Below are 22,883 nucleotides of genomic sequence, written 5' to 3'. Positions count from 1 at the left end.
CGGGCCTCCAGTCCGTCAGGTGGTCGTGTCTCGAGCGACGCCGTGGGCATCGTGGTCCGCAACGCGGTGGTGGCGCACGGAGCGAAACGCGCCGGCCCCACCACTTCCGCCGAGGGCGGACTACGACCTCCCGTACGAGCGCAGCCGGAGACTGTTCGAGACGACGAGCGTCGACGACAGCGCCATCGCGGCGGCGGCGATGAGCGGGTTGAGCAGCCCGGCCGCGGCGAGCGGGATCGCGGCGATGTTGTAACCGAACGCCCACACGAGGTTGATGCGGATGGTCCGGAGGGTCGCGCGGGAGAGCTGCACTGCGTCGACGACGGCGCGGAGATCCTCGCGGACGATGATGACGTCGGCGGCCTTCAGGGCGATGTCGGTGCCCTCGACGACGGCGACGCCGAGGGTTGCGGTGGCGAGGGCGGCGGAGTCGTTGACGCCGTCACCCACCATGGCGACGTGGTGCCCGGCCGCCTGCAGCTGGGCGATGCGTTCGGCTTTCTCGTCGGGCAGGACGCGGGCGATGACCTCGTCGATGCCGACCTCACCACCGACAGCGGACGCCGTCGTCTCCGAGTCCCCGGACAGGAGGACGGTGCGGAGGCCGAGGGCGCGCAGCTGCGCGACGGCCTCGATCGCGCCGGGACGGAGCGCGTCCCGGACGGTGAGCACTGCGGCCACGTCGCCGTCGACGGCGACGAGCACCACGGTGGCGCCGGACGCTTCGCGGTCCGCGACGACCGCGGCGACCCGGTCGCCGACCCGCACCCCCGCGGCTTCGAGCAGCTCGGACCGGCCGATGACGCAGGCGCGGTCACCGACGGTCCCAGCTGCTCCCAGTCCGGCGTGCGCGGTGAAGTCCGCGACCGGCTCCAGGGTGCCGAACCGGCTGCTGGCTGCGGCGGTGATCGCCGCCCCGATGGGGTGCTCTGACGCTGCTTCGAGGGCGCCGGCGAGGGCGAGGGCCGTGTCGGCGTCGGTGGTGAAGGTGTCGACCGCGGTGAGGGTCATCCGGCCGGTGGTGAGGGTGCCGGTCTTGTCGAAGACGACGGTGTCGATGCGACCGCTCGCCTCGAGGGCGCTGGGGCCCTTGATGAGGATGCCGAGCTGGCCCCCGCGTCCGACGCCGACCATGAGCGCGGTCGGCGTCGCCAGGCCGAGCGCGCAGGGGCAGGCGATGATGAGGACGGCGACACCGTTCGCGATCGCGGTGCCAGGAGCCGCGCCGCTGACGAGCCAGCCGGCGGCGACGAGGATCGCGATGCCGATCACGACGGGTACGAACACGCTGGTGACCCGGTCGACGGTGCGCTGCACGGCGGCCTTGCGGCGTTGGGCGTCGTCGGCGACGGCGACCATCTGGGCCAGGCGGGTGCGGGTGCCGACGGCGTCGGCGCGGATGACGAGCCGACCACCCTGGACGAGGGTGCCGCCGATGACCGTGCTCCCGGCCGTTGCCTCGACCGGGACGGACTCGCCGGTCATCGCGGACACTTCGAGCGTCGCGGCGCCGTCGATGACGGTGCCGTCGACGGGGATGCGGCCGCCGGGGCGGACGACGACGAGGTTCCCGACCCGCACGGCACTCAGCGGAACAGTGCGCTCGGTGCCGTCGGTGACGAGCTGCGCCTCGGTGACGCCGAGGTCACCGATGGCTTCGAGGACATCGGCGGCACGTCGGCGGCTGCGGCTCTCGAAGTAGCGGCCGGCGAGCTGGAACGTGACCATGCCGGCGGCGACGTCGAGGTAGATCGAGTCCGCGCCGGCGGGAGTCCTCCCGAATCCGAGCCAGTACCCGGGAGTGGTGGCGGGGTCGACGAGGAGCGTCCAGAGCGCCCATCCGAAGGACACGACGACGCCGAGCGAGACGAGGGTGTCCATGCTGGTGCTGCGGTGCCGCAGTCCCCGGAGGGTGGCCCTGTGGAACGGCCACGCAGCCCAGGTGACGATCGGGACGGCGAGGAGGACGCAGAGCGCCTGCCAGCCGGGGAACCGCCACGCAGGGACGAGCGCCAGGATGATCGTGATGTCGCACAGCGGGATCGCCAGCAGTGCCGCGACGGCGAGGCGGCGGCGGAGCGTCGTGGTGCGGGTCTCCGCGGCGCGGGCGGACCAGGCGTCATCGCCCGGGGTGTGGACGGCGGCGGTGTAGCCGGCGCGCTCGACCTGCGCGATCGCGGTCGCGGCATCGGCGATCCCCAGACCGGCGACCGTGGCGCGTTCGGTGGCGAAGTTCACGGACGCAGTGACGCCGTCGAGCTTGCCGAGCTTGCGTTCGACCGCGTTGGCGCAGGCGGAGCAGGTCATCCCGCCGATGTCGAGTTCGAGCCGCTGCTCGGCTCGCTGGTCGGTTCGGGACGGGGTGGTGGTGGTCACGGCTGCTCCCGGTGGTCGGTGACGGTCAGCGCCGGACGGTCGTCGGCGCGCTCGTGCTCGTTCGTCGAGCCGGGCCCGGTGGACCGTGTCGGATCGGCCCGCTGTGCAGGTGCGGTGGTGTCGCGGGTGGTGAGCTTGCTGAGCATGGCGTTGTACTGCTCGTGGTCGTCGTCGAGGCCCCGGTCGGCGTGCCGGTCGATGCGCTTGGCCTGTCGAGCGTCCTGCTTGGCCCACTGGGTGACGAGGGCGATCACCACGACGATCAGCGGCAGCTCACCGGCGGCCCAGGCGACGCCACCGGCGACGTACTGGTCGTGGGCGAGACTGCCGATCCACGGGATGTCGAGGTACTGGAAGTACGTGCCTGCGAGCAGGGTGTCGCCGGTCATCACGACGACGCCGAAGAACGCGTGGAAGGGCATCGCTGCGAGGACGAGGCCGAGCTTGCCGATGTGCGGCAACGGACGGGGTGGTGCGTCGACGCCGATGATGAGGGCGTAGAAGACGTACCCGATGGCGAGGTAGTGCAGGGTCATCGCCTGGTGCGCCCAGTGGTACCGCATCGCCCAGTCGAAGAACGGGGTGAGGTAGATGCAGTAGTACGAGCCCACGAACACCGCCAGGACGTACACGGGGTTGTACGTGACCCGCAGCAGCTTCGAGTGGGTCACCGCGACGAGCCACTCGTGGGGGCCGGCGAAGGCATCGCGAGGGTGCGCGGTCGTGGCGCGGAGGAACAGGGTGATGGGTCCGCCGAGGACGAGCAGCAGCGGGCCGAGCATGTTCAAGCTCATGTGCAGGCCCATGTGGACGGCGAAGGACGCCGACGAGTACGGGCCGACCCCGGACGAGGTGGTGATGATGACGGATGCCCAGCCGAGCATCCAGGCGCTGGTCCGGCCGTTCGACCAGTGGTCCCCGCGCTTCCGGAGTCGGATGACGGCGGTCGCGTACGTGACGATCCCGGCGATCGCGATGACGAGGAAGAGGATGTTCACCCGGCCGGCGGTCCACAGGGTGATCGGGGTGAGGGGTGTGTCGACCTGGTACCCGAGGAAGAGCTGCTGTCCGTCGGTGGGGACGAAGTACACCGGCGGTGGGATCCGCGTCATGACGACGCCGATCGCGGCTGCGACCAGGAGCACCGCCAGGAGCACGGCCGGGGCGGTCGGGGTGGCGAACCAGCTCCTGCGGAGGAGGATCGGTCCGGCCACCGCGGCGACGAGGAGCAGCTGGGCGGCGAAGAGCACGCCGGTGGGCGCTTCCCACGGCGGCGTGCCGGCGAGTTCGACGGCGGCGATGATGATCGACCCGACCGTCCAGGTGATCCAGCCGGTGAGGGCGAGGATGCGGTGCCTGCGGATGGTGGCGGTGCCGGGACGGCTCACTCGCCACCGGCGGGCACCGGCAGCCGTGGCGCCGGTCCAGATGCCGAGCGCGGGGGCGGCGAACATGGCGGCGTCCCCACCGAAGTCGTGGTTCGGGCCGACGAGCACCTGCGTCACCAGCACGGGGGCGAGGAGCCCGATGACGCCGATGCCGGTCAGGAGCAGGGTGCTGACCCAGCTGCGGACGAGGTACGCAGCGATGAGGATCGCGACCGCGATGCAGGCGACGACGATCCACGCGCCGGGGAGGTAGCTGGCCTGCACGAGGTAGCCGATCGCGCCCGGTGTCAGGAGCTTCGTCACCGGCTGCCCGCTCGCGTCTGCGGCGTCGACGGGGACCAGCAGCACCGCGGCGACCAGCCAGACGGTGGCGGCGGTGCGGACGATCGCGAGGTCGCGGTGGTTGTCGATGACCGTGCGTGACCGGCGCGGCGTGAGGAACACGGCAGCGGCAAGGCCGCCGATCGTGAGGCCGCCGGTGACGTCGGCGGTGAGGCGGAGCACGGCGCTGAGCATCGAGGTGAGCATGCCCGGGTAGCCGCGGCTCAGCCGGTCGTACGAGGAAGGACCGAGCATCGCGACCGCGACCACGACGATGACGACCGCGATGACGGCGCCCACCCACGGCGATGCGCGCCTGAGCACACCCGACCGCCCCACGGCGGGCACGGTCGTCGGCCGGTTGCGCGTGGCCGGGGTGGCAGCGGCCTGGGTGTCAGGCACCGGCGAGCTCGTAGCCTGCCTCGTCGACGGCTTCGGCGATCGCTGCCGCATCCGGCCGGGCCGGTGCGGTGACGACGACGAGACCGGTCGCGGCGTCCGCAGTGACGAGCTCGACGCCGGCGATCGCTTCGAGTTCGCCGGTGACGCGGCGTTCGCAGTGCTCGCAGGTCATCCCGACGACGTGGTACTCGAAACGCTCCATGCGCCCATTCTACAAAACGTAGAACGGGATGCGAGTCGAGGTCAGCGGGATTGCAGGACCGGGGCCGGGTGGCGGCGGTGCGGCCAGCTCTTCACCGGCGAAGCGGCGAGACGTGCGGCGCGGAGCTCGAGGCCCGGGCTCGGGTCGATCCGGTTCATCAGCACCAGTGCGTTGCAGACGGTCGCAGGTCCGCAGATGCGGGCGGCGGTGTCGTCTGCGACGAGTTCGATCAGCAGCGCGACCGTTCGACGGAACTCCCGGGCAGTCCGGAGTCGTGGGAACGCGGCAGCGTTCAGCGCAGCGACGCGGCCGATGAGGTCATGCCGTCCGAGCACGTGCGCACGTTCGTGCTCGACCACGGCGCGGACACAGGCAGGGGGCATCGCGTTCTCGACTCCGGTCGAGATCAGCACGCGCCCGTCAGCGGTGGAGCAGGCGATCGGATCCGACGTGTGCAGGTACGCGATCTCGTGCCCGCCGATGTGCTCGGTCCGCACGGTGGATCGGGCGACGAGCAGCGTCACCGCGACGTCGGTGCGGCGCTTCGCGGCCGAGATCGGTTCTGCGTTCGCGGCGAGGAGCGCGGCGACACCACCGGCGACGCCGAGCCCGCACCAGGCGAAGAGGCCGGCGGCGGGAGCGCCGATCCCGTGCGCGTGCGCATTCGTTGCGACGATGACCGCCGCGATCCCCACGCTCAGCAGCAGCGAGCTCGCGGCGACCGTCAACGCTCCGAGCCAGAGGTGGAGCGCGACCTGCGGACGGTGCAGCCACCAGGTGCCACGAGTGAGGATGCTCGGAGCCAGCACGGTGACGACAACCGCGAGAACCACGAGGCCGAGGACGGCGATCACAGCACCGATCCTCCCGTCACGAGCCGGTGCGGTCGATGCCGGCTCCGCCGAGGGCGGCACGCAGCACGTCCAGGTCATCCGCACCGAGCGAACCGGTGAAGCGCTGCAGGACCGCGGTGCGATCACTCGATCGACCGAGCACCTCCGTCATCGAATCAGCGGTCTCGGCAGGGTCCGCCTTCGTCGCCCGGTAGGCCTTCGATGCCGGGTCCCGCTCGACGAGCCCCTTCCGCTCCAGCCTGGCGAGGACGGTCAACACCGTCGTGGAGGCCAGCGGGCCGACCTCTGCTGCGAGCGCATCGTGCACCTGCCGGCCGGTGTGCGCCGCATCCTGCGCCCAGAGCAGCTGCAGCACACCCGCCTCGAGGGACCCGTGCGCGCGACGCGGACTCATCCGCGCGCCCCGAACTCATCGACCATGCGCCGATTCTACATACAGTAGAAACTGGCTTCTACAACTTGTAGAGTGGCGCCGCCACCCGCCGCGATGAAAGGTCCACCCCTCGTGTCACACAGCCTGCCGCTGTCCGTCCTCCTCACGGTGCTGTTCGCCGTGACGGCAGTCGGGTACCTCGGCTTCGCCTTCCGCCCCGGCAGCAGCGGTGTCGCACGGGTCAGTGACGTCTTCCACGTGCTGATGAGCGTCGCGATGCTGGCGATGCCGTGGGCCTGGGGGATGACCCTCGCGCCGCCGACGCTGCAGATCCTCGTGTTCGGCCTCGCGACGTCGTTCTACCTCGTCCTCACGCTCGGCAGCAGCCGGTACGGCAGCCACGAGCACCACGGACCCGGCGGCTCCGGGCGACTGGTGCTGGGCTACCACGTGGTGATGATGGCGGCGATGACCCTCATGGGCGTGATGATGCTGCCCATGGCCGGCGGGGCTTCGATGTCGATGCCGGAGATGGACATGACCGGCAGCGGCCACAGCATGCACACCTCCTGGTCGGGATGGGCACCGGTCTCGTGGGTCCTCGTCGTCGTGTTCGCGATCGCGACCGTCTGGATGCTGGTGCGGCTGATCGCGTCAGCGTGTGTCCGCCAACACCCCCTCGCACGCCTCGACGGCGTGCTCTTGCTGCTGATGAGTGCCGGGATGGCACTCGCGTCCATCCCCACGAGCTGAGGAACACCGCACCATGACCGCAACCGCCGATCGGGACACCACTGCGCCCGCGTCCGCGCCGTCGACGGCGCAGCCGCGCCGGAACCCACAGCGGGGCTGGTTCGGACCGTTGTTGCTGCGCCTGCACTTCTCCGCCGGGCTGTTCGTCGGACCGTTCATCCTCATCGCCGCGCTCTCCGGCGCCGTGTACGCGCTCGGTCCGACGATCGAGCAGGGCATCTACCGACACGAGCTCACCGCACCCTCGACCGCTGCCGCGAAGCCGCTGGCAGACCAGATCGACGCCGCGCAGGCCTACATCCAACGGCACCACCCCGAAGACACCCTCGCCGCCGTCCGCCCGGCACCTGCGCCGGGTGCCACGACGCGGGTGATGTACGCCGAGGCTGGGCTGATGGACTCGCAGGACCGTGCGGTGTTCGTCGATCCCGGCACCGCCGAGGTCCGCGGTGACCTCCTGGTGTACGGCACCTCCGGGGCGTTGCCGTTCCGCACCTGGGTGGACACGTTCCACCGGTCGCTGTTCCTCGGCGACGTCGGCCGCCTCTACAGCGAGACCGCGGCGTCGTGGCTCGGCGTCGTCGCCCTCGCCGGTCTCGGCCTGTGGGTGATCCGGATCCGGAAGACGCGCGCCAAGCGCGACATGGTCCGCCCCGCACGTGGTGTCCGCGGCTACCGGCGGGTCTTCTCCTGGCATGCCTCCACCGGGGTGTGGCTGCTCCTGGGCGCGTTGTTCCTGTCGGCGACGGGCATCACCTGGTCCCAGTACGGCGGTGGCAACGTCGACCAGCTCCGCTCCGCCCTCAGCTGGGGCACACCCGCACTGACCACCTCCCTCTCCGACACCGGCACGGCGGCTGGTGGCGGTGAGCACGCCGCCCACCACGGCGGCTCCGCCGCATCGACCGATGCGGGACCGGCAACCGTCACCCCGGTGCTGTTCGATCGAGTCCTGGCCGCTGCGAAGGCTGCGAACATCCACGCGTCCGAACTGCAGATCACCCCGCCGGCGACGGCGGATCAGGCGTGGACGGTCGCGGAGATCAAGCGGTCCTACCCCACCGCGGTGAACTCCGTCGCGATCGACCCGCGGGACATGCGCGTGGTGTCCGAGACGAACTTCGACGCCTTCTCCCTCCCCGCCAAACTCACCCGGTGGGGCATCGACACGCACATGGGCACGATGTGGGGGTTGCCGAACCAGATCCTGCTGTTCGTCACGGCGCTCGGGATCGCCGCGATGGTCGTCTTCGGCTACGTGATGTGGTGGCAGCGCCGCCCCGTCGGGAAGCGCGTCGGGAACGCCCCGGCCGCGGGTGCCCTGAACCGGGCGCCGTGGTGGGGGTCCGGGCTCGTCGCGGTCGGCGCGATCGTCATCGGCGCGTTCCTGCCCGCGCTCGGTGTCACCCTGCTCGCGTTCGTCGTCATCGACGTCCTCATCACCAACCGCTCGGCCCCGCCCACCCCTGCGGCACCCGGCGAGTAGGACCGCTCGTGCAGAGCGGTCGCACCTGCCCGGTACCGGGTCCGGGCACGACCGTCACCCGGCACGGATCCCGTGTCGACGTCAGTGGAGCGCTGTGGAGAGCACGTCTGCCAGGTGGGGCAGGTCCGTCCGGAACGACCACTGCACGGTGTTCCAGTCGTGCCCGCTCCCCGGGGCGAACCCGACGCTGGTGTCCGCGCCCGCTGCCCGTGCAGCGTCGGCGAGGACGCGGGCGTTGCGGCTGAACGCCCCGTCCGCCGACCCCGCGGTGAACCAGAACGCGCGCCCGTGCAGGTCGTCCGCCCGCATCTGCGCGATCGGACCGGCGGCCTTCCACGCGCTGACCGACCCGCCGAACGCCCGGTCGGCGCTGTGCTGCGGGTTCCGGTCGATGGGCTGCAACTCGCTGGAGACCGCGAGCACGGCCCCGAACCGGTCGGGGTGCGCGGTGGCGAACTGCATCGCGCACGTCGCCCCCTGCGAGAACCCGGTGAGGCCCCACGCACGGCGGTCCGGGGTCACCGGGAGGTGCGCCGTCAGCCAGCGCGGCACGTCCTCGGTGACGTAGGTCGCTGCGTTCCCGAGGTCCGAGTCGACGCACATCGTGTTCAGGCCGGGCGAGGAGAGCTGGTCGACGGAGACGACGATCGGCGCGCGGCCGTGGTGCGCTGCGGCGTAGCCGTCGAGTGCGCTGCCCATCCGGCCTGCGGTGAACAGGTCGCTCGGAGCGCCCGGTTGGCCGGAGAAGGCGAGGACGACGGGCAGGGGCGACGGATCCCTGACCAGGGCGGCGGGCGGGAGGTAGACGACGGCGGGTCGAGCGGGGAACCCCGATCGCTCCCCGGGGATCTCGACGGTGCGGACCTCGCCGGTCGTGGGCATCGTGGCGGCTGGGGCAGCGGCGAGGTCGAGCTCCGGGAAGGGGTCCGTCTGCACGACGGTGCGGAGCGTCGGGTACATCGCGAACTCGACGTTCACGCCGAGGGCGGACGACAGCAGTGCGGTCGGGAGCAGCAGGACGGCGAGGGCCCGACGCCAGCGGCCGCCCTGCACCAGGCCGACGACGACCGAGGCCAGCGCAGCGGCGGCCACGACGAACCACAGCCGCGTCACGGGACTCATCGCGACCCCGAACAGGTTCACCAGGTCGCTGAGGACCCAGCAGACGATGAGCACCACGACGGCCGCGGCCGCGGCGACGCCCGCCCGGACTCCGGCCCGACGCCACGCGACACGGGATCGCCAGCCGCCGACCGCGGGGAGCAGGACGACGACGCCGAGCAGTGCGAACGCCACGTCCAGCGGGACGAGCAGCGTCGGAGCCTGCAGCTGGGTGGCGAGCAACCGGTCGGCTGGGCTCACCGCTTCGACACCGCCCGCGCGGGAGCGGGCTCGCGGACGGTCGAGCGGTGTGCCTGGCGCAGTGCCCAGAGGTGCTTCGGCCGGAGGCCTGGGACGTAGGCGCCGGCCAGGGCACGTGCGACCCGCGGCACGTGCAGCGGCGTCGGGACCACGATCCAGAGCGCCTCGTGCCGAGCGCCGAACTTCTCCTTGAAGCGCTGGAGCGACCGGAACCCGTACACCGGCTCGAGGAGTCGGGCGACGAGGACCGATCCGAGGGACACGAGGGACCGTGCGCCGTCGTGGGGTGCGAGCGGGGTGCCGGAGAGGCTGATCATCCGCAGGCCCGCGTCGCGTGCCCGGATCGCGGTCCGGGCGATGAGGAACTCCATGACCCCCGGCATGCCGTCCTCGCCACGGCGCATGACGTCGAGCGTGTAGCCGGCCAGTCCGCCGTGCTCGTACACGGGCAGCCAGCTCGTGACCGCGGTGACGTGTCCGTCGGCCGTCACAGCCAGCATGAGTCGGACGTCGGGGTCGTCGAGCTCGTGGAAGCCGCCGAGGGTGAACCCCATCTCCGGCAGCCTCCGGTCGGTCGCCCACCGCGTGCAGATCGCCTCGACCTCGGCACGTTGTGCGTCGGCGAGCGCGTCGAAGGTCGTCCACTCGTCGCGGACCCCCTCACGGTCGGCCCGGTTCGAGGCCGTCCGGAGGTCCTGCCGCTTCTTGCCGCGCAGGTCGAACGTGGCGACGTCGAGCACCGACTCGACCCCCACGGGCAGCGCGGTCCACCCCTCGGCGGCGAGGATCTGCCGCACCGGTTCGTGCACGCTCGTGAACGCGGGCACCCAGCCGTTCCGGTCGCAGAAGGCGGTGAACGCGGACACGACCTCAGCGCGGTCCGCCGCGCTGCACGCCGGGTCCGACACGGTGAGCGCCACGTCCCCGCGGACCCGGTACGCCACGGCCCCGCGTCCGTCCGGGTGCGTCCAGGTGGCGTTGCCGCGCCAGGTGCCCATGTGGCCGAGGGATCCGGCATCGCCGACGCGCAGCATGTCGACCAGGGCACCGCGGCCGTTGGTGGCTGCACGGAACCGCGAGCGGACGAGACGGCCGCGGAGCGCCAGGACCGTCAGCAGCACCATCGCCGGCACGAGCCACGCGCCGAGCAGCGTGACCTGCCACTCGATCGCGTCCAGCCCGAGTCCGCGCCACTGCACGGCGTCGTCGGTCATCGGTTCGATGAGGAACACGTCGGCGAGGACGGCGGTCAGCGTCACGAGCACGCCGACGGCGAGCACGATGCCCGTGCGCCGGCCACGCTGCACGAGCCAGGCGGACACCAGCAGGAGCAGCCCGACGATGACGACCGCACGGTCGCTCATGGCGTCGGCGAACACCGAGAGCACACCGTCCGGGTCCGGCACGACAGGGGTCACCAGGGTGCCCGCGCCGAGCGCGATGAGCGTCGCGACCACGCAGGTGCGTGCGCTGACCGTGTCACGCGCGGTCGGCGCGTCCGGACCGGAGGCCCGGCGTACCACGAACGAACCGGCTGCGGTGCCGAGCAGGGTCGCCAGGGCACGGGCGAGGTCCGACCCGTGGCCAGCGAAGAGCACGAGCGTGAGGACGACCGTCCAGAGCGCGGCTCGCGTGCGCCACCGGTGCTGCGCGGGCATCGCTGCCGACGCGGCACCGAGCAACGCGGCGGCGACGATCGACGGTGCGAAGAGCGGCTGTCCGACCGCGAGTTCGGCGTGCGCCTCGCCGAGCGCTGACCCGATGCTGACGGTGAGCAGGGTTCCGAGGACGCCGAGCGCCGGCGCCACCACGCCGATCACCACTGTGCGGATGGATCCGAGGGACCGTTCGGCGAGCACCGTCGTCAACACCACGAGGACCACGGCGAGGCACGCCACGGGCGGGTGGTGCGGGAAGTCGGGTTCGGCGTGAGCGATCCGCGCGCTCACCAGGAGCACGGCCGTCGCTGCGGCCACGGAGACGGGGAACCGGCGGAGTCGTCCGACGAGCGCTGCGGGTGTCACGTGATCATTGCATCGGTCCTGCTCGCCCGTGTCATCAGTCGGCGGCATGAGCGCGGCGGCTCCCCGTCCTCCGAGAGGATGACCCGTGCGCCAGCTGACGTCGCGGCCGAGCCGCGGACCGGACCCGGCGGGGTCGTCGGTCGCACCGCGTAACGGACGGGAGGCCCGGTACCAGCTGGTACCGGGCCTCCCGTCCGTCGTGTGGTCGCGACTAGCGCGCGGCGAGCTCCGACACGATGCCGTCACCGGGTGCGGCCTGCACCAGGTCCGCCTCGATCTCGGCGCGCTCGAGGATGCCCTCGATCTTGCGGATGCGGCCACGCGGGACGATCGTGACGACCGTGCCCTCCTTGCCGGCACGACCCGTGCGGCCGGAACGGTGCATGTACGCCTTGTAGTCGTCCGGGGCGTCCGCCTGCACGACGAGCGAGACGTCGTCGACGTGGATGCCGCGGGCGGCGACGTCGGTGGCGACGAGCACGTTGACGCGGCCGCTGGTGAGCAGCTGCAGGTTGCGCGTGCGGCGCGACTGGTTCAGGTCACCGTGGAGCGAGGTCGCGCGGATGCCGGCGTCCTCGAACTGGTCGGCCAGACGCTCGGCGTAGGCACGCGTCCGGGCGAAGACGATGGTCTTGCCGTCGCCGGCGACCAATTCCTCGAGCAGACGGTCCTTCTCGCGCTGCTCGACCACGAGGACACGGTGGTCGATGGTCGAGGACGCCTGGTCCTCACCCGCGACCTCGTGCACGCTCGGCTCGTGCAGGAACTGCTCGACGAGTGCCGCGACCTGGGTGTCGAGCGTCGCGCTGAACAGCAGCTTCTGCGCGCGGTTGCCCTGCGGGGTGACCTCGGCCGTGGCGGCGAGGATCTCCTGCACCGGTTCGAGGAACCCGAGGTCGCACATGTGGTCGGCCTCGTCGAGCACGGAGATGATGACCTCGCTGAGGTCGAGCTTCCCCTTGTTCATGAGGTCCTGCACACGGCCGGGGGTGCCGACGATGATGTCGACGCCGCGCTCGAGCGCGCCCTCCTGGCGGCCGTAGGGGACGCCGCCGTAGATCTGCGTCGTGAACAGGCCGACCGAGCGGGCGATCGGCTGCACCGTGCGGTCGATCTGCAGGGCGAGCTCACGGGTCGGCGCGAGGATGAGCGCACGCGGGGCGCGGCCCATCTTGCGCTTCGTGCCGCCGCCGTGCTCCATGAGCTTCTCGACCAGGGGCGCACCGAAGGCGATGGTCTTGCCGGAACCGGTCCGGCCTCGGCCGAGGACGTCCTTGCCGGCGAGCACGTCGGGGATCGTCGCCGCCTGGATCGGGAACGGGCTCGAGGCGCCGAGCTCCTGCAGGGCCCGGGAGATGTTGCCGCCGATGCCGAGGTCGCCGAAGGTCACGCCCTCGACGTCGGACGCGATGGTGGCCTCGGCCTGGAGCTTCTCGAGCTTGACGTCGTCGGCCGGCACGAACTTGCCACGCTCGGGCTCGTCGAACGAGCGGCGCGGGGTGCGGTCGTCGCGGTCGAACGAACGACGCGGACGGTCGTCGTTGTCACGACGGGGCGCACGGTCATCGCGGTTGAAGCTGCGCGGGGCACGCTCGTCACGGTCGAACGAACGACGCGGGCGGTCGTCGTTGTCACGACGCGGGGCACGCTCGTCACGGTCGAAACGACGCGGGGCACGCTCGTCACGGTCGAAGCGACGGGGACGGTCGTCGTTGTCACGACGCGGGGCGCGATCATCGCGATCGAACGAGCGACGCGGGCGGTCGTCGTTGTCGCGACGGGGCGCGCGGTCGTCACGGTTGAAGCTGCGCGGGGCACGCTCGTCACGGTCGAACGAACGACGCGGGCGGTCGTCGTTGTCACGACGCGGCGCACGGTCGTCACGATCGAAGCGCCGCGGGGCACTGGGCCCCTGCGAGCCGGTTCCGGCGCGACGCGGAGCTTGCGGAGCGTCGGGACGGCCGTGCGAGTAGGGAGCATCACGGTTGTAGCCGCGACCACCACGGTCGTCGCGATCGGGGCGCCGCTGGCCGCCGCTGTCTCGCGGCTCCCAGTTCGGACGGGCCGGACGCTCGCCCTGCGACGCGCGACCGCGACGCTCCTCGGCGTCCCAGCGCTGCTTCTGACGCGGCTGCGACGAGTCGGCGGCGCGGAACCCCCGGTGCTTGCTGCTGCGGGCGGCGGGGGTGCCGTTCGGGTGGCGGACGCGGTCGGAGGCGCGGTTGTCCGCGCCGCCCTTGTTGTACGGGGCCATGGCTACTTTCTCGGGTGCGCAACGTACCGCAGCGCCCGACAGCGACATCGGCGGGGGCTGCTTGCGGAGAGGGGGTTCATCCCGTCGCGAGTCGACGTGATTCCAGCCCTCGAGCAACACACACCCAGCAGAATTTCCGTGATCACAATGTCACGACGTCGAAGGCCGACCGATCGAGTCTACGCGAGCCGCTGCCCTGACGCCAGCCCCGATGCGAACGCAGGCCGGTCGGGCGGGGTGATCCGTGCCTCCTGGCCGCACCGGACACGACGCGTCACGGCGAGCCCAGCCGGAACAGCCGCTGCAGCCCCCACCCGGTGACGCGGACGAGCGCCTCGACCACGATCCCACCGCTCATCTTCGACTCGCCCCGCTCGCGCTCCACGAAGGTGATGGGGACCTCGGCGACGACGGCACCGGCCCGGACCGCACGTCGGGCGAGGTCGACCTGGAAGCAGTAGCCGGCCGAGGCGATGTCCTCGGCGACGAGCGAACGGAGGAGGTCCGCGCGGATCGCGCGGTAGCCCCCGGTGAGGTCGCGGACCCGGACACCGAGCGCGATCCGACTGTAGAAGGAGCCGCCGCGCGACAGGGCGATCCGGTGCCACGGCCAGTTCACGACCGAGCCACCGCGCACCCAGCGCGAGCCGATGACCAGGTCGGCACCCGCCGCACAGCGTTCGAGCAGCCTGCCGAGTTCTTCGGGCCGGTGCGAGCCGTCGGCGTCCATCTCGACCAGGACGTCGTGGTGGCGCTCGAGCCCCCAGGCGAACCCCGCCAGGTAGGCGGCACCGAGGCCGGCCTTCTCGGTGCGGTGCAGGACGTGCACACGCTCGTCGTCCCGGGCGAGGGCGTCCGCGATCGCGCCGGTGCCGTCGGGGCTGCCGTCGTCGACGACCAGGACGGCGACCTCGGGACGTGCCGCGAGGACGCGGGCGACGACCGACTCGATGTTCTCGCGCTCGTCGTACGTGGGGATGACGACGAGCGTCCCTCCACGGGCACTGCGAAATGTCAAGGATTACCCCGTTGGTGTCTGAGTTGGCTTGGATATCAGCACAACGTATACGCAACACCACGACGGAGGCCAGCATGCGAGCGCGCACGGTGACCCGCACACTGCCCGACTGCCTCATCACCCTCGCGCTCTACGCACTCGCGCGGGTGGTGACGACCGCCACGCTCACCGTCGGCTTCGCGTTCACCGATCCGGTCGGGTTCGGCGACACGGCCGACCCGAAGGGGTTCTTCGAACGCTCGACCGCCTGGGACGGCCAGTACTTCCTCGAGATCGCGCGGCAGGGCTACCCGAGCACACTGCCCGTCGACGACACCGGCGCCGTCCAGCAGAACGCCTGGGCGTTCCTCCCGGTGTTCCCGGCGCTCGTGCGGGCGGTCAGCACGACCGGCGCCGACCCCGCGGTCGTCGCGGTGCTGCTGGCGACGGTGTTCGGCGGCGCGGCGTCCGTCGCACTCGTGTCCCTGCTGCGTCCCCACGTCGGCCGGACCACCGCGCTGTGGTCGGGCGTGTTCTTCGCGTTCGGGCCGGTGTCGTTCGTCTTGCAGATCGCCTACGCCGAGTCGCTCGGCCTGCTGCTCACGTTCGCCGCACTCGTCTCGATGCAGCGCCGGCACTACTGGACGGTCCTGCCGATCGTCACGGTTCTCGCGTTCACCCGGCCCGGGGCGCTCGCGATCCCGTTGGCGCTCGCGCTGCACGCCGTGCTCCGGCTCGTGCAGCGCGACGCCGTGCCCGTGCGGGAGCGTGTCGCGATCGTCGTCACCGGCCTGGTCACGGCAGCGGCGGGCCTGGCGTGGCCGGTCGTGGCGGCGCTCGTCACCGGGGTTCCCGACGCCTACTTGCAGACCGAACTCGCGTGGTGGCGGCTCCACCTCGACGTGCACCACTTCGCGCCGCTGACACCGTGGTTCCTGCAGGCCGACCGGTTCGCGGGCACGCTCGGTGTGGTCGCTGTGCTCGTCGCGGTCGGCGCGACGGGATGGTGGCTGTCGTCGCGCTCGACGCGCCGGATCGGCTCGGTGCCGCTGCTCGGCTCGGCCTCGTACCTGCTCTCCCTGTTCGCGACGTTCTTGCCCCAACAGAGCTTGCCGCGGCTGCTGCTGCCGGCGGCCCCGCTGCTCGGTGCGCCGCTCCTGCACCGCACCGCGCTGCGACGGGGCATCGTGCTCGGTGGCTGCGTGCTCGCGCAGCCCGCAGCGGTGTGGGTGCTGTTCCTCACCCACAATCCCTGAGCCGGTGGGTCAGGACTCGGCGAGCCGACGACGCTGCTCGGCGACGTCGAAGTCGGCCTTCGGCCACGACAGGTGCATGTCCTCCAGCGCCCGAAGCAGGAGCTGCTGCACGGCGAGGCGTGCGTACCACTTGCGGTTCGCCGGCACGACGTACCAGGGCGCCTGCGGGGTCGACGTGCGATCGAGGGCGATCTGGTACGCCTGCTGGTAGCGGTCCCAGAGCAGACGGTCGTCGATGTCGCTCGGGTTGAACTTCCAGTGCTTGTCCGGACGGTCGAGCCGGTCACCGAGACGCTCGCGCTGCTCGTCCTTCGAGATGTGCAGCATCACCTTGACGATGGTCGTGCCAGCGGCGGCGAGGCCGTCCTCGAAGGCGGTGATCGCGCCGTACCGCCGCTCGATCTCGTCCGGCGCGGCGATGCCGCGGACGCGCTGGGCGAGCACGTCCTCGTAGTGGGAGCGGTCGAACACGCCGAGCTGTCCGGCTGCCGGCAGCTGCTTCTCGATGCGCCACAGGAAGTCGTGCTCGCGTTCCTCGGCCGTCGGGGCCTTGAAGCCGGCGTAGTGCACGCCGTTCGGGTCGACCGCGCCGACGACGTGCGAGACGATGCCACCCTTGCCCGCGGTGTCCATCGCCTGCAGCACGAGCAGCACCCGGCGCTCGTCCCCCGCGGTCGACGCCGCGTACAGGCGCTCCTGCAGGGCGGCGAGCCGCGAGGCGCCCGCGGCGAGCGCTTCGAGGCCGTCGATCTTGCGACCGGGGAAGCCCGGCGTGCCGTCGGGGTCGACCTGGTCGAGGCGGAACCCGGGTTCGACACGCAGCAGCGGTTCGGGATCGGCGTTCCAGGCCTTGCGACTGCTCACGGGTCCTCCTGCGGTGCTCCGGTCGGCGACTGCCGTGCTCATCCTCGCACTGCCGGGTGACGCCGGTGCAGCCGGTCTGCACCGGGAGCGCAGTCCGGGGGTCGCCCGCTCGGGGGTCGCCCGCTCGGGGGTCGTCCGCTCGGGTTCCTCCGTTGGGGTGACGTGGGCGGTCGCCGGTGCGGCTAGCGTGGACGTGATGAAGTCCGGCCGCCGCTCAGTGCTCGCGCTCGTCGCCGCGGTGGTGGCGCTCGGCGCGATGGCGTCCTGCAGCACGGATCCGGTCGGCGACGAGAACGCCACCGTCACCGCGGACAGCGTCATCTACCCGCTGTCGCTCCGGTACCACGGCATCGATGTGGTGGCCGACGTGCCCTACGGCACTGACCCGCTGCAGCGCCTCGACGTGTGTCTGCCGGCCGACAGCGAGCCCGCGACGACGGCGACCCCCACCGCGACACCGTCCGCCTCGGCCACCGCCGACCCGGAGGCGGTCGAGGCCACGACCGGACGCCCCGCGGTCCTGATGATCCACGGCGGCAGCTGGTCGCACGGCGACAAGGCGACGGCCGCGTACCGGTCCGTGTGCAAGTACCTGGCGTCCGAGGGCTTCGTGACGTTCAACGTCGACTACCGGCTGGCGCCGACGGATCCGTTCCCTGCCGGGCTCGACGACGTCCGACGTGCGCTCGACTACGTGTTCCGCCCGGCGACGCTCGAGACCTACGACGTCGACTCCCAGCGCGTGGGCGTGTTCGGTGGGAGCGCCGGCGGCAACCTCGCCGCGATGCTCGCCGTCACCGACCACGACTCCGCCGCGTACGCCGACGGCGACCGGATCCGCGCCGTGGTCGACCTGAGCGGGCCGACGAACCTGACCACCCGGTCCACCGAGCCCGACGGGGTGTCCGCGGCCTTCCAGCGCAAGCAGCTGCTCTACCTGGGGTGCCGGTCCTACGCCAGGTGCCCGGCGGCCACCCGGGCGTCGCCGGAGTTCCACGTCACCTCGGACACGGCGCCGTTCTTCATCGGGCACTCCACCGACGAGTTCATCCCGTTGTGGGAGTCGCAGGAGTTCGCCGCGACACTCCGATCCCACGACGTCCCGGTGACGTTCGTGGCGGTCGAGGGCACGGCGCACTCGATCGCGCAGCTCGACGAGGCGATGAGCCGCCGGGTGGTCACCTTCCTGCGGACCCAGCTCGGCTGACCGGACGACCGACCGCGTGCCCCGGGTGGGTGGCACCCGGAGTCGGGACTGCCGCTGCGGAGCCCGTGGCCGCAGACTTCGGTGGTGACCGACACCTCGACCCGCCCTGCCCGCGCCGCTGCGACGCGCTGGGACCGCCCTGCGCTGCAGACGTTCGCGGAGCTGCTGCTCGGGCTGTCGTTCGTCACCGCGGTGGCCTTCGGCGGCTACGCCTCGGTCACCGGGCAGCTGGCCGTCGTGTCGCAGGGCGCCGCCGTGGTGTTCCTCGTGACGCTGACCCTGGTGCTGGTGTCGTGGTTCCGGGGCGTCGAGCGCGAGGAACGAGCCGAGCCGGTCGTCGTCTCGCCCCTCGCCGCGGTCGACGCCGAGTACCGCCGCTAGGCAGCGCTGCCGGAACGCTCCGCTCGCCGCCGCTGTCGTTCCGCCCGACGCTCCGCACGTTCCTGCCGTCGCTCGGCACGCGCCTGCTTCCGGGTCTTTCCCGCGGCGATCCGGTCCGTGTTGCGTTCGCGGGCCCGCTCGACCACGAAGTACAGCGCCGGCAGCACCACGAGCGTCAGCAGTGTCGAGGACACCAGACCACCGATCACGACCAGCGCCAGCGGCTGCGAGATGAAGCCGGACTTGCCGGTCAGTCCGATCGCCATCGGCAGCAGCGCGAAGATCGTCGCCATCGCCGTCATGAGGATCGGACGGAGGCGTCGTGTCGCGCCCTCGATCAGGGCCTCACGCACCCGCAGCCCGCGTCGTCGGTACTGGTTGACGAGGTCGATGAGCACGATGGCGTTCGTCACGACGATGCCGACGAGCATGAGCAGACCGATGAGCGACGCGACGCCGATCGGGACACCGGATGCGATCTGCAGCAGGATCGCGCCCGTCGCAGCGAACGGCACCGACACGAGCAGCAGCAGCGGCTGGAGCAGGCTCCGGAACGTCGCGACCATGATCACGTAGACGATCAGCACGGCGACCAGGACCGCGAGCCCGAGCTGCGAGAACGCCGACGACTGGCTGGCGGCGACGCCACCGATGGAGGCGGTCGCACCCTTCGGCAGGTCGAGTTCGTCGACCGCGGTCGTGACGGACTGCACGGCCGCACCCAGGTTGGTGGCGTCCGGCGTCACGGTGATCGTGGCGGTGCGGGCGGCGTTCGTCGTGGTGACGGTGGTGGGGCCCTCGGACTCCTCGACCGTGGCGACGTCGGACAGCGGGACGGTGCCGGTGCTCGTCGGGACGTCGAGGGCACGGAGCGCGGCGATGGTGGTCGGCGGCTCCGGGTCGGCGATGTAGACGTCGAGCGTCGCGTCGTCGATCTCGATGCTGCCGGTGTCCCGCGGTGAGACCGCGGCGGCGACGAGGCCGCCCACCTGGGTCTCGGTGACACCGAGCGACGCGGCCTTGGCACGGTCGACCCGGACGGCGAGGAACGGTTCCGCGGCGGAAAGGTTGCTGGTGGCGGCCGTGGTGTCCGGCACCGACTGCATGGTCTTCAGCACCTGGCGCGATGCCGTCTCGAGCTGCGACTGGGTCGGCGCGGTGACGTCGACCTCGATGTCGCTGCTGCCGCCGAACCCGCCGCCGGAGGACGCGATGGTGACCTCGCCGACGTCCTTGATCGACCCGATCGCCTTGCGGGCGTCAGCCTGGATCGTCGGCTGGTCGGCCTCGGCGTCGGTCGTCACGGCGTACTGCACCGAGGCGCTGCCGCCACCGCCGAACGCGGCCTGGATCGACTGGCCGCTCGTGCCGATGGTGGTCTGCACGGTCTCGACGCCGTCGACGTCCTGCAGCGCCCGCTCGACCTTGCGCGCGGACTCGGACTGGACGGCGAGGCTGGAACCGGCCTTCAGGTCCTGCGTGACCGTGAACGTGTTCTGGCCCGAGTCGCCGAGGTAGTTCGTGGTGACGAACGGCAGCGTGGCGGCCGTGCCACCGAGGACGATCACGGCGAGCAGGATGACGACGACCGGCTTCCGGACGACCCACCGGAGCACCGGCAGGTAGACGCGGCGCAGGCGGTCGACCCGGCCGGCGTCGTGCAGGTCCGCGGCGGAGGCGAGCGCGCCTTCCGAACGGTCGCGGTCGCGGTCACGGTCACGGTCACGATCGGCATCAACCGCCGACGGTGCTGCTGCCGCTGCTGTGTCTGCGCCTTCGCCTGCGTCTGCGTCCGCGTCCGCGTCCGCGGCCGTCGGCGCGTCGCCCGGCTTCGCCTTCGGCGGGCGGAGCCACCAGTACGCGAGCACCGGGACGATCGTGAGCGAGACGAACAGCGAGGCGACGAGCGCCAGGGTGACCGTCACGGCGAACGGCCGGAACAGCTCCCCGACGAGTTCGGCGACGAAGGCCACCGGCAGGAACACCGCGACGGTCGTCAGGGTCGAGGCGGTGACCGCACCGGCGACCTCGCGCACGGCGTCGCGCACGGCCTGGCCGCGGTCGACGCCGGGGAGCAAGTGCCGCTTGATGTTCTCGATGACGACGATGGAGTCGTCGACCACGCGGCCGATCGCGATCGTGAGCGCGGCGAGCGTGATGATGTTGAGCGTGTACCCGGCCGCGCGCATGCCGATCGCGGCGAGGAGCACCGACGTCGGGATCGAGATCGCGGTGACGAGCGTGGAGCGCCAGGACAGCAGGAACACCAGGATGACGAGCACCGCGAAGGCCAGGCCGAGCAGGCCTTCCTCGGCCAGGGAGTCGATGGACTGTTGGATGTAGGGCGCCTGGTCGAAGACGACGGTGAAGCGGGGGTCGCCCTCGATCTTGTCCTCGATGCCGGGCAGGGCCGCACGCACGGTGTTCGAGACGTCGACGGTGTTGGCTTCCTGCGTCTTCGTGATCGAGATCGTCAGGGCCTGCTGTCCGTCCACACGACTGATCGAGGTGCGCGGGGACTGCGTGATGGCGACCTTCGCGACGTCGCCCAACGTGGTGTCGGTCGGGGTGGCCGCGGTCGTCGACGTGTCCGTCGCCGCGGATCCCGTCGGCGCAGCACCGGTCGCATCCGTGCCGGTCCCCGTCGTCCCCGTGCCGGTCGCGCCCGCGGCCGTGCCGTCACCGGACGACGCCGCGCCGTCGGCACCTGCGGCCCCTGCCCCGGCCGCGCCCGAACCGGAAGAACCGGAAGAACCCGACGAGCTCGACGAGCTGGTCAGTGGCAGGGCCCGGATGTCCTTGAGCGAAGCGATCCGCTCACCCGTCTGCACCGACAGCGTCGAGCCGTCCTCGGTGATGGTTCCGCCGGGGATCAGGGTGCCGTTGTCGTCGAGCGCGTCCGAGATGGCCGTCTGGCTGAGGCCGCGCGCGGCGAGCTCGTCCTGGTCGGGCGTGATGACGACACGACGGCCGGGGTTGCCGAAGACGTCCGCCTGTCGCACACCGTCGAGCTTCTCGAGGTCGGGGATCGCCGAGGCCTGCAGCCGGTCGACGAGCTGCTCCTGGTTGCCGGACGCCGAGACCGCGACCTGCAGCACCGGCAGGTCGTCGAAGGACCCCGTGACGATCTGCGTCTGCACCGAGTCCGGCAGCGACAGGGCGTTCACCGCGGTCTGGATCTTGTCCTCGGCGCTGGCCAGGTTCGAGCCGTACTGGAACGACGCCGACACCACGCTCTGCCCCGTGGACGAGGTCGCACTGGTGGACTCGAGGTCCGGGACGACCTGGATCGCCTGTTCGATCTTGGTCGAGACGTCGTTCGACACGACCTCTGGCGTGGCGCCGGGGTAGGCGCTGACGATCGCGACCTGCGGGAACTCGACGCTCGGGATCAGCTCCTGCTTGAGGCTGGAGAGCGCGATGCCGCCGAAGACCGCGACGACGATCGTGACGAGCGCGATGAGGGCCCGGTTGCGCAGGCTGAAGACCGAGAGGAGGTGCACGACATCGATCCTCGCAGGAGCGACCGACGAACGTTCAGTTCCGGGCCAGGACCCGCCGACGGATCGGGACCCGCCGGACGATCAGGACCCGCCGAGCAACAGGTACGCCCCGAGCACCGCGACGGTGCCGACCACCCCGGCCCCCAGCGCCACCACGCGCCCGACCGGCGACCGCGCGCCGACGACCCCGATGCCGAGGAGCACCACCCCGACCACGATCTCGACGATCCACGTGCCGTGCCCGGTCGTCGCCGCGACCTGCAGGAGTCCGCGGACGCCTTCGCCGAGGAGCACCGCGGCGGTCACACCGAACGCCCCCGCCCGCCACCGGGCGTCATCGGAGCGCACGGCCACGGCGACCGCTCCGGCCAGCAGTCCGGCCGGGACCCCGAGCAGCACCCACGGGTTCGTGATCGACAACACGTCCGGGAACCCGCGCAGGACCGTCGTGGCCCAGTACCCGACGTGCATGAGTTCGAGGAGCACGACGCCGAGCACCGTCGCCAGCGGCAGGGCGATCCGGCCCGCTCGGGCTCCGGCCACCAGGCACAGCAGCGCGGCAACCACGAACCAGGGGCCGGCGGAGTTCGACACGGAGGCGAGCGCGGGCACGGCCTGCCCGAACGCGGTCAGGACCCCCGCCAGGAACGCCCCGCTCAGCGCGATGGTGACCCGCACCACGGCGGGGACCGCCGCGGGCGGCTCGACCGACGTCGGCACAGCGGAGCGGGTTCCGGCGGACAGGGTCGCGTTCATGGCACCAGCCTCGCCGGACCCCACTGAAGCCGCATCACCCCGGGGAGCGAGAACCCCCGACCCGACCTCACCCCAGAGGATGACGCCGAGCCCCGGGGATGACGCCGAGCCCCGGCGGACGACA

Annotated in this window: 17 protein-coding genes; 5 read left to right on the top strand and 12 right to left on the bottom strand. The window is 71.8% G+C overall.

Going from position 1 to position 22,883, the window contains the following annotated elements:
- Positions 1-120: 120 nt before the first annotated feature.
- From BIU95_RS09385 to BIU95_RS09365, 5 genes are read right to left on the bottom strand one after another with little or no spacing between them, the layout of a single operon-like run.
- Positions 121-2,376 (bottom strand): cation-translocating P-type ATPase, encoded by a 2,256-nt coding sequence (locus BIU95_RS09385; RefSeq protein ID WP_071251524.1) that lies wholly within the window; start codon positions 2,374-2,376, stop codon positions 121-123.
- Positions 2,373-4,487, bottom strand: coding sequence for a cytochrome c oxidase assembly protein (locus tag BIU95_RS09380; RefSeq protein ID WP_071251523.1), 2,115 nt, complete (start codon positions 4,485-4,487; stop codon positions 2,373-2,375). Before BIU95_RS09380 ends, BIU95_RS09385 begins: the two co-directional genes overlap by 4 nt.
- Positions 4,480-4,689, bottom strand: coding sequence for a heavy-metal-associated domain-containing protein (locus BIU95_RS09375; protein ID WP_017886224.1), 210 nt, complete (start codon positions 4,687-4,689; stop codon positions 4,480-4,482). Before BIU95_RS09375 ends, BIU95_RS09380 begins: the two co-directional genes overlap by 8 nt.
- A 41-nt stretch (positions 4,690-4,730) precedes the next feature.
- The gene (locus BIU95_RS09370) at positions 4,731-5,543 is read right to left on the bottom strand and encodes a M56 family metallopeptidase (RefSeq protein ID WP_071251522.1); all 813 of its coding nucleotides are present in this window, start codon (positions 5,541-5,543) and stop codon (positions 4,731-4,733) included.
- Between the two features lie 16 nt (positions 5,544-5,559).
- Positions 5,560-5,937, bottom strand: coding sequence for a BlaI/MecI/CopY family transcriptional regulator (locus BIU95_RS09365; RefSeq protein WP_071251521.1), 378 nt, complete (start codon positions 5,935-5,937; stop codon positions 5,560-5,562).
- Between the two features lie 111 nt (positions 5,938-6,048).
- On the opposite strand from BIU95_RS09365, the gene BIU95_RS09360 reads away from it, so the two are divergent.
- Together BIU95_RS09360 and BIU95_RS09355 are read left to right on the top strand one after the other, a co-directional pair.
- Entirely contained in the window at positions 6,049-6,669 is a 621-nt protein-coding gene (locus BIU95_RS09360) for a DUF5134 domain-containing protein (RefSeq protein ID WP_071251520.1), read from the top strand.
- A 13-nt stretch (positions 6,670-6,682) separates the two neighbouring features.
- Positions 6,683-8,155, top strand: coding sequence for a PepSY domain-containing protein (locus BIU95_RS09355; protein WP_071251519.1), 1,473 nt, complete (start codon positions 6,683-6,685; stop codon positions 8,153-8,155).
- An 81-nt stretch (positions 8,156-8,236) separates the two neighbouring features.
- Here the strand turns inward: BIU95_RS09355 and BIU95_RS09350 are convergent, their stop codons facing one another.
- The 4 genes from BIU95_RS09350 to BIU95_RS09335 all read right to left on the bottom strand — a co-directional run bounded on the left by BIU95_RS09350 (position 8,237) and on the right by BIU95_RS09335 (position 14,813).
- The gene (locus BIU95_RS09350; RefSeq protein ID WP_052481788.1) at positions 8,237-9,517 is read right to left on the bottom strand and encodes an esterase family protein; all 1,281 of its coding nucleotides are present in this window, start codon (positions 9,515-9,517) and stop codon (positions 8,237-8,239) included.
- Positions 9,514-11,541 carry a bifunctional lysylphosphatidylglycerol flippase/synthetase MprF gene (locus tag BIU95_RS18630; RefSeq protein ID WP_071251518.1) on the bottom strand — a complete coding sequence of 676 codons (2,028 nt, stop codon included), beginning with the start codon at positions 11,539-11,541 and terminating at the stop codon, positions 9,514-9,516. Before BIU95_RS18630 ends, BIU95_RS09350 begins: the two co-directional genes overlap by 4 nt.
- 211 nt (positions 11,542-11,752) lie before the next feature.
- A complete protein-coding gene (locus tag BIU95_RS09340; protein WP_071251517.1) occupies positions 11,753-13,795 on the bottom strand; it encodes a DEAD/DEAH box helicase in 2,043 nt (680 codons plus the stop codon).
- A gap of 274 nt (positions 13,796-14,069) precedes the next feature.
- Positions 14,070-14,813, bottom strand: a complete 744-nt coding sequence (locus tag BIU95_RS09335) for a polyprenol monophosphomannose synthase (RefSeq protein ID WP_017886232.1) — start codon at positions 14,811-14,813, stop codon at positions 14,070-14,072.
- Between the two features lie 74 nt (positions 14,814-14,887).
- Here BIU95_RS09335 and BIU95_RS09330 point away from each other — a divergent pair, with 74 nt between their 5' ends.
- Positions 14,888-16,048, top strand: coding sequence for a mannosyltransferase family protein (locus BIU95_RS09330; protein ID WP_071251516.1), 1,161 nt, complete (start codon positions 14,888-14,890; stop codon positions 16,046-16,048).
- A 9-nt stretch (positions 16,049-16,057) separates the two neighbouring features.
- On the opposite strand, the gene BIU95_RS09325 is transcribed toward BIU95_RS09330, so the two are convergent.
- Complete coding sequence (locus BIU95_RS09325; protein WP_017886234.1) at positions 16,058-16,912, bottom strand: PPK2 family polyphosphate kinase; 855 nt, start codon at positions 16,910-16,912, stop codon at positions 16,058-16,060.
- A gap of 196 nt (positions 16,913-17,108) precedes the next feature.
- On the opposite strand from BIU95_RS09325, the gene BIU95_RS17745 reads away from it, so the two are divergent.
- The gene (locus BIU95_RS17745) at positions 17,109-18,119 is read left to right on the top strand and encodes an alpha/beta hydrolase (RefSeq protein WP_082046918.1); all 1,011 of its coding nucleotides are present in this window, start codon (positions 17,109-17,111) and stop codon (positions 18,117-18,119) included.
- An 84-nt stretch (positions 18,120-18,203) separates the two neighbouring features.
- The gene (locus BIU95_RS09315; protein WP_042539069.1) at positions 18,204-18,500 is read left to right on the top strand and encodes a hypothetical protein; all 297 of its coding nucleotides are present in this window, start codon (positions 18,204-18,206) and stop codon (positions 18,498-18,500) included.
- Here BIU95_RS09315 and BIU95_RS09310 read toward each other — a convergent pair.
- Positions 18,497-22,003, bottom strand: a complete 3,507-nt coding sequence (locus BIU95_RS09310; RefSeq protein WP_071251515.1) for an efflux RND transporter permease subunit — start codon at positions 22,001-22,003, stop codon at positions 18,497-18,499. The two genes, BIU95_RS09315 and BIU95_RS09310, sit on opposite strands and share 4 nt — an antisense overlap.
- A gap of 81 nt (positions 22,004-22,084) precedes the next feature.
- Complete coding sequence (locus BIU95_RS09305; protein ID WP_071251514.1) at positions 22,085-22,759, bottom strand: DUF6518 family protein; 675 nt, start codon at positions 22,757-22,759, stop codon at positions 22,085-22,087.
- Positions 22,760-22,883 lie beyond the last annotated feature (124 nt).

This window comes from Curtobacterium sp. MCBA15_007, from assembly GCF_001864905.1.
Taxonomy (GTDB): domain Bacteria; phylum Actinomycetota; class Actinomycetes; order Actinomycetales; family Microbacteriaceae; genus Curtobacterium; species Curtobacterium poinsettiae.
Note: the sequence above shows the minus strand (reverse complement) of the source record. Positions and strands in the feature narration are given on the sequence as shown.

Coding starts and splice junctions, on each gene's coding strand:
- BIU95_RS09375 (WP_017886224.1), bottom strand. CDS start 4,689: ATGGAGCGTTTCGAGTACCACGTCGTCGGGATGACCTGCGAGCACTGC.
- BIU95_RS09305 (WP_071251514.1), bottom strand. CDS start 22,759: ATGAACGCGACCCTGTCCGCCGGAACCCGCTCCGCTGTGCCGACGTCG.
- BIU95_RS09340 (WP_071251517.1), bottom strand. CDS start 13,795: ATGGCCCCGTACAACAAGGGCGGCGCGGACAACCGCGCCTCCGACCGC.
- BIU95_RS09365 (WP_071251521.1), bottom strand. CDS start 5,937: ATGAGTCCGCGTCGCGCGCACGGGTCCCTCGAGGCGGGTGTGCTGCAG.
- BIU95_RS09355 (WP_071251519.1), top strand. CDS start 6,683: ATGACCGCAACCGCCGATCGGGACACCACTGCGCCCGCGTCCGCGCCG.
- BIU95_RS17745 (WP_082046918.1), top strand. CDS start 17,109: ATGAAGTCCGGCCGCCGCTCAGTGCTCGCGCTCGTCGCCGCGGTGGTG.
- BIU95_RS09330 (WP_071251516.1), top strand. CDS start 14,888: ATGCGAGCGCGCACGGTGACCCGCACACTGCCCGACTGCCTCATCACC.